We start from the raw sequence: 15,840 nt of genomic DNA on the forward strand, positions 1-15,840 counted from the left end.
GCGCCGGACCGCAGAGGGCGCGGCGCAGGTGATCGCGCCCGGGGCGAGGTGTGGAGAGCGGACGGGGCGCCCGCCTTACGTCGCGCCGGCTCCCGGCGGGGAACCGATCAACCGATCCGGTTCACGTTTTCGGCCTGCGGTCCCCTTTGGCCCTGAGTGACGTCGAACTCGACCGCCTCGCCCTCGGCCAGCTCCTTGTAGCCGGTGCCCTGGATTGCGGAGTAGTGCACGAAGACGTCACTTCCGCCGCCGTCCTGCTCGATGAAGCCGAATCCCTTTTCAGCGTTGAACCACTTCACGCGGCCAGTTGCCATCGCTTTTGATCCTTCGTGATGTCCCACGGCACCGACTCGCGGCACCGGCCGCAGCGGCACACAGCTCCGGCAGGGACAAGTCTCCCTCAACCATGACGAATCCTCCGGATTGGCGTGCCGTGCCGTGCACAAACGTCGACAGCAACCGGTCAACGTTCAGCGACAAAGGGTCCGGGGTGCCTCATCACGTCACCTGGCTCACGAAGTCAGGCCGTGCAGCGCTCGGCGAGGGCCGCTCGAGGGTGTCGAGCATCGTCACAATGTGCCTGCCGCAGGCGCACCGCGTCCTGCGGGTGGCGGTCTACGCGCTGCACGCCTGCCTGCGACGGCGCAACGCCAACGCCCGCCACCGCGACGTCCTGGCCGCCGAACGCAAGGAACGTGCCCGCATCCGCTGCGAAAGAGGTATCCGCTGGGTCGGTCGGCCCCCGTCACGGCGGTGTGACCGCCGGCGATAGGTGGCCAGGGGGGGCGGTCGCGGGCCCCCGGTGACCAGGCCTGTGCTCACGGGTGGTTGGCCACCTGCACAGAGGTCGCCGCCTGTTCGGTCGCGATTCGTCGCATGCTGGGCTGAGGCCTACTTCGTGGGGCGCAGCGGCCGGCTACTCGCCGGTGACGCCATCGATGGCCTCGCGCAGGAGATCCGCATGGCCGACGTGGCGGGCGTACTCCTCGATCACGTGCTCAAGGACGAACCGCACATCGGTATCACCGAATTCCGGGTTAGGCACGATGCGCGCGAGGTCGACGGTCACCTTCGCGAATACCTGCCGCGACTCCTCGCACGCCTTCAGGTAGTCCTCGTAGACGCTTCTGGCCGGCGTAGCGTCCGACTCGTCGAACCACTCGCCACCATCAGCGGTGGCATAGGTCTTATAGGGGAAGAAGCGAGGCGTCGTACCGCCCAACGTCCGCTGGAACCACGCACGCTCAACCCCCTGTAGATGGCGCATGAGCCCCAGCAGGGTCAACGCCGACGACCGAACAGGACGTAGCCGCAGTTGTGCATCCGAGAGGCCTTCGCACTTCCACAAGAAGGTCGCTCGGTGGTAATCGAGATTCGAGGAGATCACCTCCAGCCACGGGCCCGATACTGCGCGCTCAGGACGGACGATCTTCTGGACCACAATGTCGCTCACGCTGGAGTCTCCTCATCGGTCATCAAGCTTGGCCGAGTTTGTATGTGCCCAGGACTGGGCGGCGCCTCTACTGGCACCCCACGAGCACGTCTGCCCAAGAAGACCTCTCTTCGCATCGGAACTCATCGCTCAATGCGGCCTCGCGAGTGGTCCTCCACGACTGCGAGCGGCCAGGTATCGCCGCGCGTCTCAGGCGGCATGAGCGCAACCGGGCGAACCTATGCGGTCACAGCACCAGACCCGCACTGCCCCGTGCCCTATGCATCCCGCCGTTCGTGCTCGCGCCGGCTGCTGAGGCCCGCCCGGCCGGGCCGGTCCAAACCTTGCTCCCGCTCCCAGCGCAGGGTGTCCACCAGCACTTCCGCTCACGGTCGATGGCGTAGGCCAGCTTCGTTGGCGGTAGACCCGGATCGCGAGCCCCGGATGCTCAGCCCGGGAGGAGCTGACTCCGACAACGGCCAAGAGGAGGCGCCGCACGGTTGATCGGGTGACTCCGGCCGTCGCGCCACATGGCCGATCGGTGTGAGGGCTAGGCATGGGGTCATGCGATTTGAGTCCCGATGCAAGAGACCCGGCATCTCTCGAGCCCGCCACCTTCATGTCCTCGGCACCGTGTGTGCCGTCGTAGCCTCAGCAGCACTGATGACAGGTTGCGGCGGGGACGGTGGCAAGACGACAGCCGCAGCGACGGCGGAAGCGGCGAAGATCATTCCGAACCAGGCGGCCACACCGTCGGACAGCCCCTCCAGCAGCGGGGAGCTTACTGAGGACCAGACAGCACGCAAGGAGCTGCTCGGTGTCACCAAGGTCACCTTCGACAAGGCTGCTGCCACGGCCGTGGGCGAGGTCTCAGGCAGCAAACTCGCCGAACTCGACCTGAAGGGCCTCGACGACAACGACCACGACGAGAGCAAGAGCCCCAGTCCCAGCGGAACCCCCAGCCCGAGGCCGAGTGGTAGCTCCACCGTCCCGGAATGGATCGCTGAGGTCGTCGAGAAGGACGGGACCACGCACACCGTCCGCATCGACGCCATCTCGGGCAAGGTCATCCAGTCCGTTACGGAGACCGGCCAGGACTCCGGCGACAAGAGTGAGATGGCCGACCGGATCGCCCGTGCCACCCAGACGCCGCAGGAGGCGGCCAAGGTCGCTACGGACAAGCAGAAGGGCACGGTCACCTCCATCAACCTGGATGAGAGCGACGACAAGTCCCTTGTCTGGTCCGTCGATGTCGTTACCAAGGACTGGAACAGGACCGATTTCGAGATCGACGCGGTGAAGGGCACCATCACCCGCGAGGAGGTCGACCACGACTGACGCGCTGCCGCTCGTGGGAAGCAGGCGAGCCGGCCTCCCACGAGCACAGCTTCGGCGGCCCGAGCTATCAGGGAGCCGTACCGGCCTCTGCCGCAGCACCTGCTGACCCACGGTGCGCAGCATGCCTGTCAGACCGTCTCGAGAGAGTTCGCATCCGCAGTCAGTTCCGGAAGGACTCTCACGTGACGACGTACGACGAGTTCACGGCCTCGGCCGGCGCCGAGAACGTGACGCGGGCAGACCCGGGAGTTGTGTCGGGGCCGGCAGATCCCCGAGGACCAAAAGGCACTACTGGTCGAGGTCGGGATCCCCGTCGTTGACCAATTGATCGCGTACGCATCGTTCCAGGCGGAAGCGGATCCGGCACTCCAGACGTCAGCTGGTGGATCCCCTCCGGCTCACTCAACATCACCATGGCGACCTCGTACCCGGTCTGCCATGGTCGTTCGGCGCCGAATCCGGCACGGGGTGGGTCTACCACGTCCTCCCCGGCGGGTGAGGCATGGTTCGCCAACGGCCTGCACGTCAGCCGGGCCGAGATCCTCAGCGATCCGGATGACCGCGAGGTTGAAGCCCTCGCTGAACTCAGCGTGCTGGCAGACGAGTTCAAGAGGATCGATTCATCTGCCTTCGACGGCTACAACGGCTTCATCTGGGCCGATGGGCCGAGTTCCTCGACCGCTGGCTCTGGTAGTTGCTCACGAGCGCCATGTTGCCCGACGCGTTGACCCACCGTGTCCGGCGCGTCAAGCGGCTGTCGAATACACGACACCGCAACATGCGAGCCCGCCAGTCTGTGGCCCCAGCAGGTCACTTGGCAGGCGCAGAGTCAACGGTGTTGTGCATCACGTCTGATAGCTCCGGTTAAAGGCAATCATCCCGTGTTGGGGATCTTGCCGTCCGCTGCCGCTGCCCGTTAGGAATGTCCCCGGCGCGACACACAAACCGTCCGGCCGCACGCCCAACTACCGGGCAGGCCGGGCCAGAAGGGCAACCCCTTTGTCTGGCATACGCACAACAAGACGTCACATCTCACGGTTAGCCGCCGGTGTCGCCATGCTGATGCTGGCAACCGCCGGTGTGGCGACCGCAGCCTCCGGCACAGCCACGCGGCCCGACCCCAACGCGGCCCCCTCCACGCGACCTGCTGCTGGGCCCGAGGTGAAGTCCGTTGCCGCCGCCGGATCGCGGCCGGTGTCGGGGAAGAACCCCACCGCCGCGCCGTCGAAGCGGAAGGACGCGGCCGGGTTCCAGCGAGTCATCTCGCAAAAGATCCAGCTCAAGAACACCGTCACTGACGCGGACGGCGACAAGTCCACCCTTACGTTCGAGGTGTGGACGGCGGACGCGGCCGGAAAGCCGAAGACCAAAGTCAAGCTGAACGACTCCGAGTTCGGCGTGATCGTCTCCCCGTACGTGGCGAGCGGGACACTGGTCACGGTCGACGTCCCGGCGGGCAGGCTCTCCCTGAACACGAACTACGTGTTCCACACCAGCGCTTTCGACGGGTCCCTGTACGAAACGACGTGGTCGCCGTGGGCCCCGTTCCGTCCGGAGATGCCCGTCGACCTGACATTGCCCACCCCGGACTACACCGCGCCCAACCCGTCGGCGTTGGACAACCCGCCCAGCGGGTCGCAGACCAAGCCCCTGGGGGCCGGTGCGACGCTGGCCGGGAAGACCAAGCCTGCGGTCGAGCAATGTGGGCCCAAGGACGCCGAGGGGCGTCAGGCTTGCTTCGGCAGGCAGCTGTCCAAGGCCGACGCCCCGAAGAAGGTGGCCGCCAAGATGCAGGCGGCAGCCGACGAGATCGCCGGGATCCCGTGGTGCAACACGGATTTCCCCAGCATCTTGTCGACCCGGTCCGCTCAGTGCGACGTGCGGTCGGTGCCCGTGTACATCTCCATGGACGGCGTCGTGCAGGCCACCGCGTACTTCATGTTCGTGCGCACGCTGCAACTCGACGGGGCGAACAGCTTCACCGAGCACCTGTTGATCGAGCCCGCGCAACAGATCCCGCTCGACTTCGCCGAGATCGACATGAACCTTGGCAAGCATTTCTGTCAGGGATCGTGCGACCCGATCCAGCCCGACGCGTCCGCGTGGAAGGGCAAGAACTGGTGGGTGCCCGGTGAGATGCACTCCGCGGAGATCTCCACCCCGTACACGTGGGACGCGACGACCGCGGGTCAGACGTACCTTTACAAGCCCGATGTGCAGGTCGACGGTGCGATCATGCCCTCCGATGGGAAGATCCGTCCGTTCATGACCGGCTATCAGTGGTCGTTGGACTATCGCGGTGACACGGCGGAGCTGGATCAGATCCGGTGCGACACCACCGCGGCAGGGGCCGGTACGGGTTGCGTGTTCGTGAACTCTGCGCCGACGTTCGAGCTCAATTCGAAGGCGTTTCCGCAGGCGACCGCGCACGCGTGGCTGATCCAGACGTACAACCCGACGCACCCCGGATCCGAGGCCGAACGCAAGCCGCTGTACTACATGGGCGACGAGTCGCAGAACGGGCGCAGCCGTGACCGGATCTGCCCGACCGGATGGGCCAAGGACCACGGCGACGCGTCGGCGCTGGTGGATGCGACCGATGAACTGAACTGCGACGAGTTCGCCTTTGCGTCCAGCTACAACAGTGGCGGCATGACGGCGGCCGAGGGCGGCCTGAACCCGGCGTTGCTGCCTGGCAAGCCGACCCCGACCGGTGATGCGTGCCTGTCCACCTACGCGAAGAAGCTGGGTGCGGCGGTGCACCTGCTCAGTCTGGACGGCACCGACCCGACGTTCACCGAAGTGTGCGGCCGGTCGGCGATCAGCGGCATGCACAATCAGCAGTCGATGGGCGGCCACTTCGGCAAGTTTATGAAGGACATGCGGATCATGGACAAGGATGCCTATTGGCTGGACACCCGCATGACGCCGGGCATCACGTGCCTCAACGGCGGTAGCACCCCGGTCATCTGCAAGCTGACCCCCACCGCCTGACCCGCACGCTCGCACAACAAGCCGGCCCCCACCCCGAGCCAGCGGTGGGGGCCGGCCCGCGTCGGGTCAGTTGACGGCGGGCAGCACCAGACCCGGCAGGGTCCCGGCCGTGATGGCGGCCCGGTCGAGAACCAGTCCGCAGTAGTCGCCGACCGCGGCGAACACCGCCTGCGGCAGACGCTCCCGGTCCTGCTCGTACTGTGCGATGGCCAGTTCGTCCCCGGCGTCGGGGCGCGGAGGGACCACAGCCCCGGCCGCCTGCAGCGCAGCGTCCAGGTCCGAGGTGCACCCGGTGTCGGTGCCGAAGTCGGCCCGCTGTACCTGTCCGTCGCCGGGCGCGTGGATGATCCGGTTCGGGGGCGACCACCGGTTCAGCGTCAGACACACGATCTCTTCGCCGGGGTAGGGGCGCATTGACTTGACGCCCTGCCAGCCCGCGGCCCAGGTCGCCATGCCCCAGTCCTCCAGGACGTATGTCCATTCGCCGCACCTGCCGTACATCGCGGCATGCGCATCGGACGGTACAAGCCCGCGGTCCTTGTACAGAGCCCCGTCGGCCAGCTCGTCGAGGTCCGCGCCCAGCGCGATCAGGAACTCGTCCTCTTCGTCGAAGCCGCGGGCCACCGTGAGGGAGATCCCCCCGAGCATCCCGGCCCCAGGTGCTGCCGTGCCGGTCGTGCTGTGTGCGCCTATCCAGGCGATCCCGTCAGACATGCGAGCCAGGTTATCGGGCGCAGTGATGCTGTGCCGTGGCCTGTCCGCAGTGCCCTGGGTCGGCTAGGCACTGCTTCGCGGATCTCCTGACGTGAGTGCGGAGGAGAGTTACACCTGCACCTGCTGCACCTGATGCATCGTCAACTTCCCTGCGGAACCAGGGCCGCAACTTCCTTCTCGAGGCGCTCACGGGCGCCATAGCAGCTTCGCGGGGCGGCGGCTGGGGCGCGGGCAGTTGACTCCACGGACCCCGCGTTCGCATGTGTCGCCCGCTGCTTCTCCGTGGCCTGGATTGCCTGTCGGGAGCGTTCTGCCTCACGGAGACCTGCGGTACGACGGCAGACCCCGAAGGCGAACGGAGATGGCCCGGCGCCGGCATGGCCAGGCACCACCAGGTCGAGCGACAATGCGGAGGTCTTCGGTCTGGGCGCTACTTGCGTTCCGGGCCTCGTGCGGTCGGAGCGGAGTGACGCCGTGGCATGGGTGGTGGGAACGGGCGCCTTCTTCGGGCTGCTGGCGATCACAGGGGGCATCGTCACGCTCCGGACAGGGTGGATCCCGCCCATGGCGCGCCGCCACGTCACCAGGCCCCAACTCCACGGCCTCGGTGCCCTACTCATGGGCGCTTCCCTCGTTCTGCAGGGACTCTTCTACTTTCGAGTCCTGCCGAGCGTTTCCTGGGAGGCTCGATTCTTCGGTGGGAACGCCCTGCTGTTTGGTGGACTGCTCCTCATAGCCCTTAGCCAGCTGCTGCCGCTCCGCCGAAACCCGGATCACGCCGACCCCTCGGGTGTCTGAAGGGTGTCGGCGGATCACGGCCGGAGCCATAGACGGCCGACGGATGACACAGCGTGAGACACCAGCGAAAAGCCGCAGGTCACAGCGCCGCTACATGAAGCAGGTGAGACCTCACAACCTGTGGGATCTCACGTTCGGCTTCTCAAGCTCACGGCCGCTTCGGACTGCACTCATGAAGCGGTCGTGAGACACCGCAGGTCAGTGACCTGGCCGTACAGCGTCAAGCGCGGGGTGCGGCGGGGCGTTCGATGGCGATCATGGCGGCGTCGTCGTTCAGGCGTCCGCCGACGTAGTGCAGCAGGTCGCGGTGGAGGTGGTCGAGGAAGGCATCGGGGCTCTTCCCGTTCCACCCGGTGATGCGCTCGGCGAGCGGGTAGAAGGTGCCCGTGGAGTCGCGGGCCTCGGTGACGCCATCTGTGTACAGCAGCAGAAGGTCTCCCGGCTCGAACGGAAAGCTGTCGACGCGGTAGCGCGGATGCAACAGTTCGCCGAGGCCCAAGGGCGGTGCGGGATTGCGGGCGTCCATATTCGTCGGTCGGCCGTCACGCAGGACGATCGGCGGCGGGTGACCGCAGGAGATCATCTGGACCCGACCGGCGCGGTCGGGGATGTCCAGGATGGTGGCCGTGATGAAGGTTTCTCCGTATCGGCTCGTCTCGCCCGGCTCCATCAGGTCCCAGCACACGCTTCGGTCGAGGTAGGACACCAGTTCGCCCAGGCTCGCCTGGCGGTGGGCCGCGCCGCGGAACGCTCCGAGCAGCAAAGCCGCGTCATTGACCGCGGTCAGCCCTTTCCCGCGCACGTCGCCGATCATTAGCCGGGTGCCGGAGGTGGTGCGGGCGGCCGCGTACAGGTCCCCGCCGATCTGGGCCTCGGCCTCCGCGGCGAGATAGAGGGAGGCGGCCCGCAGCGGTCCGAGCTTCTTGGGGAGCGAAGGCAGGACCACTTGCTGGGCGGTCTCGGACACGTACCGCACCTGTTCCAGCTCCTTCGCCCGGCGGTCCCGCACCACGCAGAAGATGACGAGGCAAATTCCCACCACGATCAGGGCGATGATCTGTGCCTGGTGGTTGGACGAGAGCAACGTGTCGGAATCGCGGACCAGTCCGATGATGGTCTGCGCGATCACCGCCAGTGCCGCCACGAGTCCCACCGTCCGGGGGCCGCCGAACGAGGGGGTGATCGCCGGGGCTGCGACGAGCAGCGGACCCAGGTGGATGTCGGGCGGCGCGAGAATGTCGATCACTGACACCGCAATGATCCATGCGACCGGGATGGCGACCAGCGCCCGGCTTGCTCGCTCCGGCCCGCGAAGCCCTTCAGATCGCTGCGCCATGACTCCTCTCTACATCGCGCTCGCCCCACTCGCATCAGCGGACACGAGCTGCGCGATCACAACCGGCGATCACCGGCATGTCAGTCGCTCTGCGGAGGCAGGCTGACGGGTGGGCGGCTGGGACAGACGGCCGAGCTGGGCTCTCCGGGATTTCTGTACGAGCACTGGTCGGCGCTGCATCCGGCCTTCGTCGGCGGTCCGGTCTGGGCCGAGCTGGGGCCGGACCTGAGACGCCGCGGGCTGGAGTACGTCACCGCGCCGCCGGCCGCCTCTTCGCTGCCCGATAGCCGGACGGCGATCGCTCCTGTCAACCTGCAGTTGTTCGCCGAGGAACTCTTGTGGCGACGCGGCGTGCAGTCAACCGCTCCAGACCCACCCCCGGACACCGGACGTGGGGCAGGAGGCAAACGCAGCACGACCCCCAGTGGCGCCCGTTGAGCAAATCCGGGACGCTAGCCCCGGGTCGTTGAGCCAGTGAACAGCTCGGGGTTCTTGCGGACGAAATCGGCTACTCCTGCAGCGGACCGCCCGGTGACCTCTGCCATGCCGTCTGCCTGGCGGTCATAGCGGCCGGCCGCGTGTAGGCGAGCCATGGTGGAGATGTGCTGGAACACGTGATCCGGCAGTCCCAGCGTCCCGAGATCGTTGTCGAGCCATTCCTGCAACGGGACGTCGGTGTAGCCGACCGTGCGGTGCAAAGCATCAGAAATCTCCGCGGCCAAAGCGGTGATGTCCTGTGATCGGGGACCGGTCAGCTCATAGATCCTGCCGATGTGCCTGGCTGGATCGGCCAGAATCTCCTCGACGACCGAAGCAACGTCACCGGCTGCGATCGGGGAGGTTTTCGCCCTGCCGAAGGGCCACCTGATGGCGCCGTCCTTGGCGATCGAGGAGAACACGGTTTGGAAGAGCGGGTTCTCCATGAAGGCGGTGGGCCTGACCTGGACCACGGGCAGATCTGACCAGTCGAGAACCTGTTCGACCAGCCACTGCTGGCGATGCTGATGCGACTCGGATCCGCTGGTGGCGTCCATCTCGGAGACGGTCAGCTGCGACATGTTCACAAACGCCTCCAGCCCTCCGTAGGCGCGTGCGACGGCCGCTGTGGTCACGGCGGCCAGCAGATACTGTGCCGACACGGCCATGCCGAAATACATCCGTCCGCAGCCGTCGAGGGCGTCGGCGACATCACGGGCACGCGTCAGATCTCCGACCACGACTTCGGCCCCCATCGCGCGCAACGCCTGGGCGCGATCGTCATCTCGGCGCACCAGAGCACGGACCTGGAGGCCCTGGCGCCGTAGACCTTGGACCACGGACCTGCCGACGGCCCCGACGCTGCCCGCAGCACCGGTCACCAAAATGGGCCGCACGCCTGCTTCCGGGCTGTAGTCCACGCAGTTAGCCTGCGGCCCGCACGACCAAGGCGCAATCGGGGTGGCGTCCAGCTCCCGGACCACCCCAGGGAACGCTGATCCTGAGACGACCGCATTCTCGCGGACAGAGAGCCGTCGGGTGCCGGCGAAGAGATCAGCATGTGTCCAAGGCCTGGCCCATTCGCCCGGCCCGCCGCCACTTCCGAGCACAGGGGAGAAGAGCCCGACGCACCCACGGCAGACGCTGCAACCGGCGGCTTGGAGCGCGGCTCACACTGTGGCGTCAGAGACTTCACTCAAATGCAATTCGTCTGACTAGGCCCGCTATTGCAGCCAGCGCCCGTAGTAGCCGTCGTCGACACCGCGCACCTGACCCAGGAAGAACGCGTGGTGCTGGTGTCGAGGGGCGCAGTGGTCGGCGCCTCCACTCGGCAGCCAGCTGATCGAACTGGGTGGCAATGAAACGAGCGGTCTCGACGTCCCAGGAGCGGGTGCCTGCAGCCAAGTCGCGGGCAAAGGCGCGGAAGATCTCAGCTGTCCCGGCAACAGCTCCAACCCATCGGCAACTTGGTCTCGGAGTAGTCGAGTTGGCCGAGTGGAGAGCTGACCGGTGGCGTCGCAACTGCATAGGAGTGCCGTGGCGTCGCCACTGCAAAGGGGTGGCGCTGAAGGTTGTATCTCTCACTCAATATGTAGTACTTCTTATACATGAGTGAGCAGGTACACAACCGGTTGGCCATGGTGCGCGCCGAACGGAAGGTGTCACGGCAACGGCTGGCCGAGGCGGTGGGGGTGCATTACCAGACCGTGGGCTACATCGAGCGGGGGCAGTACAACCCGAGCCTCGACCTGGCACTGAAGATCGCGAGGTTCTTCGAGCTGCCGGTGGAGGCACTGTTCTCCCTCGAACCGTTTCGGCCGCTCACGAATGAGATCTACGGGAGGAAGAAGCCATGACGACACGGCTGACGCGCTACGACCGCAGCATGATGCGACTGATGAACGACCGCAGGGGACGGCCGTTGTATGCCACGACCGCGCGCCGGCGCCTGATCGTCGCCGCACATCTGGTCCTGACCACGGCCATTGGCGGGCTCATGGCTTACTCCTGCCTCGCCGAGGGGAAACCCATCTGGGCCGTCGCCGTCATGGTGGTACTGCTGCTGCCGTGGATGGTCGGGACCGGAGCAATCAACGCCGCTACCCGTGGCCTGCTCGAGCTGCGCGAACGAGCCCTGGACGAGCGGCAGTCAGCGGAACGCGCCCGGGTCCAGGCCCGCGCCCACCGGGCGATGACCCTGCTCCTTGCCGCCGCCGCTGCCGTCCTGCTGATCGCGGGTGCGGCCTACGGTGACGCCCTCACGGCCTATGCGGCGCCGGTACTCGTCGCGGTTCTGACCGTGCACTGGCTCATGCCACTGTGGGTGGCTGGTCTGACGGCCCAGGACGAGCCGGCGGAAGACGACGGCCTCGCGGCCCAACCAGTTCGGAGCGCCGACGGCTGATTGCTCAGAAGCGTCAGGGAGCGGCCGGGCCAACTCTCGTGCCGCCTCAGGCTATGGGCCGGCCGGAGTGCTGAATCACGGCGATTGGCAGGCCCTGCCGAGTTGTTCGGGCGGTTTTGGCAGGGGTGCGAGCGGCAGCCTGGCGCTGTCGTCGGACGCGACGCTGAGCTGCTAGGCGAGCGGAGCACCGCGCGAGGCCCCGCCACCAGGGACCAACATCCGTGCACGTGGTCCTCTGCGTCAGAGCACCTGGCGCAGTCGTTCTGCCAAGACGGCTGCTGAGGCGGGGTTTTGTCCGGTGAAGAGGGTTCGGTCGACCACTGTGTAGGGCTTCCACATCTCGCCCTTGGTGAAGTCGACGCCCAGGTCAACGAGTTCGTCTTCCAGCAGCCAACGGGCCTTGGGGCCCAACCCGACTGCGTTCTCTTCCTCGTTGGTGAACGCGGTGACCCGATAGCCGGCGAAAGGCGATACGCCATGGATCCTTGTGGCCAGCATCGCGGCCGGTGCGTGGCAGACGATGGCGAGAGGCTTGCCAGAGGCGAGCGCCGCGGTCAGCAACCGGCCTGCGTCCGCGTCCACACACAGGTCTTCCATGGGGCCGTGGCCGCCCGGGAAGTAGACGGCGTCGTAGTCCTCCAGGCGGGCGTCCGCCAAGTGGATCGGCCGCCGCATCACCTCGGCGGAGCGGATGATCGCCTCCAGATCGAGAGCGGCCTGGGCGCCGCCTGCCATCTCGGGACGCAGGCTCATCATGTCCACGGTCGGCACAACTCCGTTGGGGGTGGCGACCACAACCTGGTGGCCAGCCTCGGTGAGCGCCTCGTACGGGGCCGCGAACTCCTCGGCCCAGTAACCCGTCGCATGCCTGGTGCCGTCTTTCAGCGTCCAGTACGCCGTTCCGGTCATCACGAAGAGTAGCTTCGCCATCGGGTGCCGCTTCCTTGTCTGCAGCTGATGCGGTGGGCAGTAGGTCGATGCGGTGTGCAGTAGGTCATTGACGCCCCGTGCCGTGTCTGGGGCGTTCTCATCTCCCGTCTCCCGTAGGCCACTTCGAGCGGAGGTTTCCAGAACAGCCGGAGCCAGATCTCGATTGCCGCCGCACGGTACGGGAGGACGTGCCACATGGTGGCGAGAGTTGTCCGGTCCAGGATCGCTGTGGTAGCCGAGTCCACGAGTTCGGTGATCTCCGTGCCCACGAAGGTGGCTGCTACCACCACCTCGTCAGTGTGGTCGACGACAGGCTGGGGCCAGTGCAACCTCACCGGCTCGCGTCACCCGAACCGACATTGAGTCTTTCCGGCCTGCTCGCTCTGGCCAGTTGTGCGCTTCGCCGGCCACCACAGGTACCGCGCTCCAGCATGGAGTGTCCGCCTTGAAAACGCCTGGTGAGAGCTGTCTGAGAACCGGCCGCGGAGTTGCTGTGGAAGGACCGCCACGGGGCGGGTGGACAACGGTTTGCGCGTGCGCGACCAGGACCGAGGGGGCCGCCGGCCGACAACCCCCGGGCGCCGTTCCGTTACCGCGTCGGCAGAGGACGGCGCCTCAAAGAGACCCTTACACGATACTGCTTCGCCATGGCAGCGTCACTCTGACCTGGAGGAAACGTAGGGCGCTCCCGGCTATGGGGTCGGCGGTGGTCAGCGGTCAGAACGGCAGGCGATCATCAGGATGTCCCGAAGGGACCACTGGCTCCAACGGCCGGGGAATCGAATCGTCAGTCGCGTGCCGCCGGCTCGTCAGGGACGACGAGCAGGGCTTCCCACGGATGCGAGCGGCCGCCAGGCGCGGGACGGTGGATCCAGATGGTGGTCCGTGCGCCGGAACGGGCCCATGACAGCGGAGCGGTCGACGTGGACATGATATTCGGGGCCTCCGTGCTTCCAGCTGCGTGTGCCGACTGTGCCAACCGGGCCGAAAGCCGCTACGCGTCGTTGGGGTGGTTGGGACCGCATCGGGTTGCCTCCGAAGCCGAGGCGGCACGAGCCAAGCAGACCAACTGGGGACAGCCCTCGATCGAGGGACCTGCCCCGCCTCGCTCGCCACGCTGCCTGGGAACCCGGTGACCGCTCCCAGCGCTGTCCGTACCAGGCGTCGTCCGACGCGTACCGCAGCACCGGCTCACAGGAGCATCTGCCATGGAGTACCTCGTCAGCATGACCACTCAGGTACCGGAGGGAACCTCGCAGGCGGAAGTCAACGACATCCGCACTCGTGAGGCCGCGAACTCCCGCAGGCTTGCCGAACGGAAGCAGCTGCTGAGACTGTGGCGCCCGCCTCTGCAACCGGGGGAGTGGCGCACGCTCGGACTGTTCGCCGCGCAGGATGGCGCGCGCCTGGAGGATGTCCTGTCCTCGATGCCCTTGCGTGTGTGGCGGAGTGACGAGGTCACCCCCCTGACGCCGCACCCGAACGACCCGGGGCCGGCCTGCGGTGCTTCCGGCGCCGCCAAGGAGTTCCTGGTGGCCTTCGCCCCGGCCTCGCCCTGGGACGCCACCTCCCAGGCAATGAGGGACGCCACCGCAGCGGAGGCGGTCAGCGCGAAGGCACTTGCCGGACAAGGCCACCTGATGCGGCTGTGGAATACGCCCGGCGAGGGCCACGCGCTCGGCCTGTGGCGCGCCCGGGACGCCACCGAAATGCAGACGGTGCTGGACTCACTTCCCCTGGCGCCATGGCTCTCCATGAAGACGACGCCGCTGAGTGCGCATCCCAGTGACCCGGGGGTGGTCGGGAGCTGATGGCTGCCTTGTGCGGACGGCGCCCGGAAAGCAGGGACAGGTAGTTCCCCCCCAGGACTTCGAGGGCCGTCGCTGCTGCAGTCACTGCCGCGCGCACGGCCTTGCAGGCAGCAGGGGTTCCCAGGTACGCGCGGACCTGGGAACCCCTGCTGCCTGCGCCCGCCCGAATCCACCCGCCAGCTCCTCGAGCGTGCGGCGATACCGCGCGGAGCTCAGATCAGCTGGAGATGACTCAGTGGGCAAGAGCCTCACGGACGGTGCCGCCGGTCAGCGCACACCACGTGCTGAGGTCGACCCTGCCGTCGGGGTGGAGGCTGTGCAGGCGCTGCATGTCCTGGATCGCCTTCATGGTGTTGTGGTCATAGGTGCCGGTGATGCTGACGGTGTCGGCGTAGCCCTTGATGGTGAGCAGATACTGCACGGCCTGGACAGGCAGCCCGGAGGCGTCCTTGTCCAGGGAGGGTGCGAGTGCTTCCCAGGTGGCCATGTCGAATGTGGCGTCGGGAGTGACGGCGAGACCGTGGCTGGTCTGGAAGTCTGCGACGACGGTGTTCATCTCGGTGCTGAACACACCGTCGATGGAAAGGTCGCTGTAGCCGGCGTTCACCAGCAGGTACTGGGCGACCCGTACCACCTGGCTGTCGACGAACCGCCAGATGTCCGGCCAGCGCCGTGCCGGTGCCGCGGCTGGCGACACGCCCATGGAATGCAGTACCCCCTTGCGAATCTGGGGGAAGAGTCGGTAGAAGGCGATGCCGGGGCAGTCAGTGCCCAGGCGGAAGTCCCAGTGACCGAAGATGTCCCACGCGTTCAGGTGGAACTGCCGGCACACCGTGGTGCACAACTTCACCAGCGAGTGCAGCAGTGCCGGGGGCGGGGTCTCGGTTATGTATGTGCCCTCGTTCTCGATCCCGATGGCGTTGCCATTCTCCCCGGGACAGTGGGCGGCCGTCACTTGGTGCTGGCCGGCGGCGAGGGTCTCCAGGCTGCGGTGGCGGCCCTCCAAGACGTAGCCACCGCGGCTGACGGTGAAGTGCTGGCCGGTGTCCGCCCAGCCGTTCGTGTCCATGTGCAGGTCCTGGCAGTCACGCGCCAACTGCATGGCGTGCTCACGGGAGTAGTCCGTGACGTTAGGGAAATCCATGTGATGCAGGATGATCTTGTTGGTGGTGTTGCCGGTGATCTGGATCGGGCTGGCCGGCGGCCGCGCACCCCAGGTGTCGCAGTCGATGATCCAGGGGAGCTGTGGCGAGGGGATCGCACCGGCAGTGGCGGGGAACGCCACCTCCGTGCCGACGACAGCGGCGACTGCCGTGCCGAGGCCGACCCGGAACAGGGTGCGTCGATCGACTTCGTGCTCGTGCATCACCATGGGGACTCCGAAGTAAGTGGAAAGACCAGGGTCGAGGGGGCGACCCGTCGGAGAATATGCGGCGAACGGCATTGCCACCAGGCATAGTTCATGAGTTTCTCCGCCAACAGCCTTGGCGCTGCTGAGCTGATCCGGCGACTGTGCAGCCAATCCCTCGCTGGGTAGAGAACCGCAGGAATCCGACAGTGGACTAGACCATTTTGTGGTTGCCGCCAAGGAGGGAACGGGCCCATT

Annotated in this window: 13 protein-coding genes and 1 pseudogene; 6 read left to right on the top strand and 8 right to left on the bottom strand. The window is 66.8% G+C overall.

Features of this window, described 5'->3' with window-relative positions:
• Nucleotides 1-107: 107 nt before the first annotated feature.
• The 3 genes and pseudogenes from LGI35_RS43685 to LGI35_RS46795 form a co-directional block, all read right to left on the bottom strand.
• Nucleotides 108-314: a cold-shock protein gene (locus LGI35_RS43685; protein ID WP_227299971.1), complete on the bottom strand. Its 207-nt coding sequence runs from the start codon at nt 312-314 to the stop codon at nt 108-110.
• A 602-nt stretch (nt 315-916) separates the two neighbouring features.
• Nucleotides 917-1,453 (bottom strand): DinB family protein, encoded by a 537-nt coding sequence (locus tag LGI35_RS43695; protein ID WP_227299972.1) that lies wholly within the window; start codon nt 1,451-1,453, stop codon nt 917-919.
• A gap of 257 nt (nt 1,454-1,710) precedes the next feature.
• Nucleotides 1,711-1,866, bottom strand: a pseudogene (locus LGI35_RS46795) (oxidoreductase); the annotation flags it as partial.
• Nucleotides 1,867-1,996: 130 nt separating this feature from the next.
• On the opposite strand from LGI35_RS46795, the gene LGI35_RS43705 reads away from it, so the two are divergent.
• Together LGI35_RS43705 and LGI35_RS43710 are read left to right on the top strand one after the other, a co-directional pair.
• Nucleotides 1,997-2,770 carry a PepSY domain-containing protein gene (locus LGI35_RS43705; RefSeq protein WP_227299973.1) on the top strand — a complete coding sequence of 258 codons (774 nt, stop codon included), beginning with the start codon at nt 1,997-1,999 and terminating at the stop codon, nt 2,768-2,770.
• Nucleotides 2,771-3,826: 1,056 nt separating this feature from the next.
• The gene (locus LGI35_RS43710; protein ID WP_227299974.1) at nt 3,827-5,764 is read left to right on the top strand and encodes a hypothetical protein; all 1,938 of its coding nucleotides are present in this window, start codon (nt 3,827-3,829) and stop codon (nt 5,762-5,764) included.
• A 66-nt stretch (nt 5,765-5,830) separates the two neighbouring features.
• Here LGI35_RS43710 and LGI35_RS43715 read toward each other — a convergent pair whose 3' ends face one another.
• Nucleotides 5,831-6,478, bottom strand: a complete 648-nt coding sequence (locus LGI35_RS43715; RefSeq protein ID WP_227299975.1) for a hypothetical protein — start codon at nt 6,476-6,478, stop codon at nt 5,831-5,833.
• 474 nt (nt 6,479-6,952) lie between these two features.
• Here LGI35_RS43715 and LGI35_RS43720 point away from each other — a divergent pair, with 474 nt between their 5' ends.
• The gene (locus LGI35_RS43720; RefSeq protein ID WP_227299976.1) at nt 6,953-7,276 is read left to right on the top strand and encodes a hypothetical protein; all 324 of its coding nucleotides are present in this window, start codon (nt 6,953-6,955) and stop codon (nt 7,274-7,276) included.
• Nucleotides 7,277-7,496: 220 nt separating this feature from the next.
• Here LGI35_RS43720 and LGI35_RS43725 read toward each other — a convergent pair whose 3' ends face one another.
• Nucleotides 7,497-8,612, bottom strand: a complete 1,116-nt coding sequence (locus tag LGI35_RS43725) for a PP2C family protein-serine/threonine phosphatase (protein WP_227299977.1) — start codon at nt 8,610-8,612, stop codon at nt 7,497-7,499.
• 452 nt (nt 8,613-9,064) lie between these two features.
• Nucleotides 9,065-10,009 (bottom strand): NmrA family NAD(P)-binding protein, encoded by a 945-nt coding sequence (locus LGI35_RS43730; protein WP_227299978.1) that lies wholly within the window; start codon nt 10,007-10,009, stop codon nt 9,065-9,067.
• A gap of 687 nt (nt 10,010-10,696) precedes the next feature.
• Here LGI35_RS43730 and LGI35_RS43735 point away from each other — a divergent pair.
• Together LGI35_RS43735 and LGI35_RS43740 are read left to right on the top strand one after the other, a co-directional pair.
• On the top strand, nt 10,697-10,945 hold the full coding sequence (locus LGI35_RS43735) for a helix-turn-helix transcriptional regulator (protein ID WP_227299979.1): 249 nt from the start codon (nt 10,697-10,699) through the stop codon (nt 10,943-10,945).
• Entirely contained in the window at nt 10,942-11,493 is a 552-nt protein-coding gene (locus LGI35_RS43740) for a hypothetical protein (RefSeq protein WP_227299980.1), read from the top strand. Before LGI35_RS43735 ends, LGI35_RS43740 begins: the two co-directional genes overlap by 4 nt.
• Before the next feature lie 240 nt (nt 11,494-11,733).
• Here LGI35_RS43740 and LGI35_RS43745 read toward each other — a convergent pair whose 3' ends face one another.
• Complete coding sequence (locus LGI35_RS43745; RefSeq protein WP_227299981.1) at nt 11,734-12,423, bottom strand: type 1 glutamine amidotransferase domain-containing protein; 690 nt, start codon at nt 12,421-12,423, stop codon at nt 11,734-11,736.
• Between the two features lie 1,208 nt (nt 12,424-13,631).
• On the opposite strand from LGI35_RS43745, the gene LGI35_RS46445 reads away from it, so the two are divergent.
• Entirely contained in the window at nt 13,632-14,234 is a 603-nt protein-coding gene (locus tag LGI35_RS46445; protein WP_341483486.1) for a muconolactone Delta-isomerase family protein, read from the top strand.
• Between the two features lie 232 nt (nt 14,235-14,466).
• Here the strand turns inward: LGI35_RS46445 and LGI35_RS43760 are convergent, their stop codons facing one another.
• Nucleotides 14,467-15,756 carry a peptidoglycan recognition protein family protein gene (locus LGI35_RS43760; RefSeq protein WP_227299982.1) on the bottom strand — a complete coding sequence of 430 codons (1,290 nt, stop codon included), beginning with the start codon at nt 15,754-15,756 and terminating at the stop codon, nt 14,467-14,469.
• Nucleotides 15,757-15,840 lie beyond the last annotated feature (84 nt).

It is taken from the genome of Streptomyces longhuiensis, from assembly GCF_020616555.1.
GTDB classification, from domain to species: domain Bacteria; phylum Actinomycetota; class Actinomycetes; order Streptomycetales; family Streptomycetaceae; genus Streptomyces; species Streptomyces longhuiensis.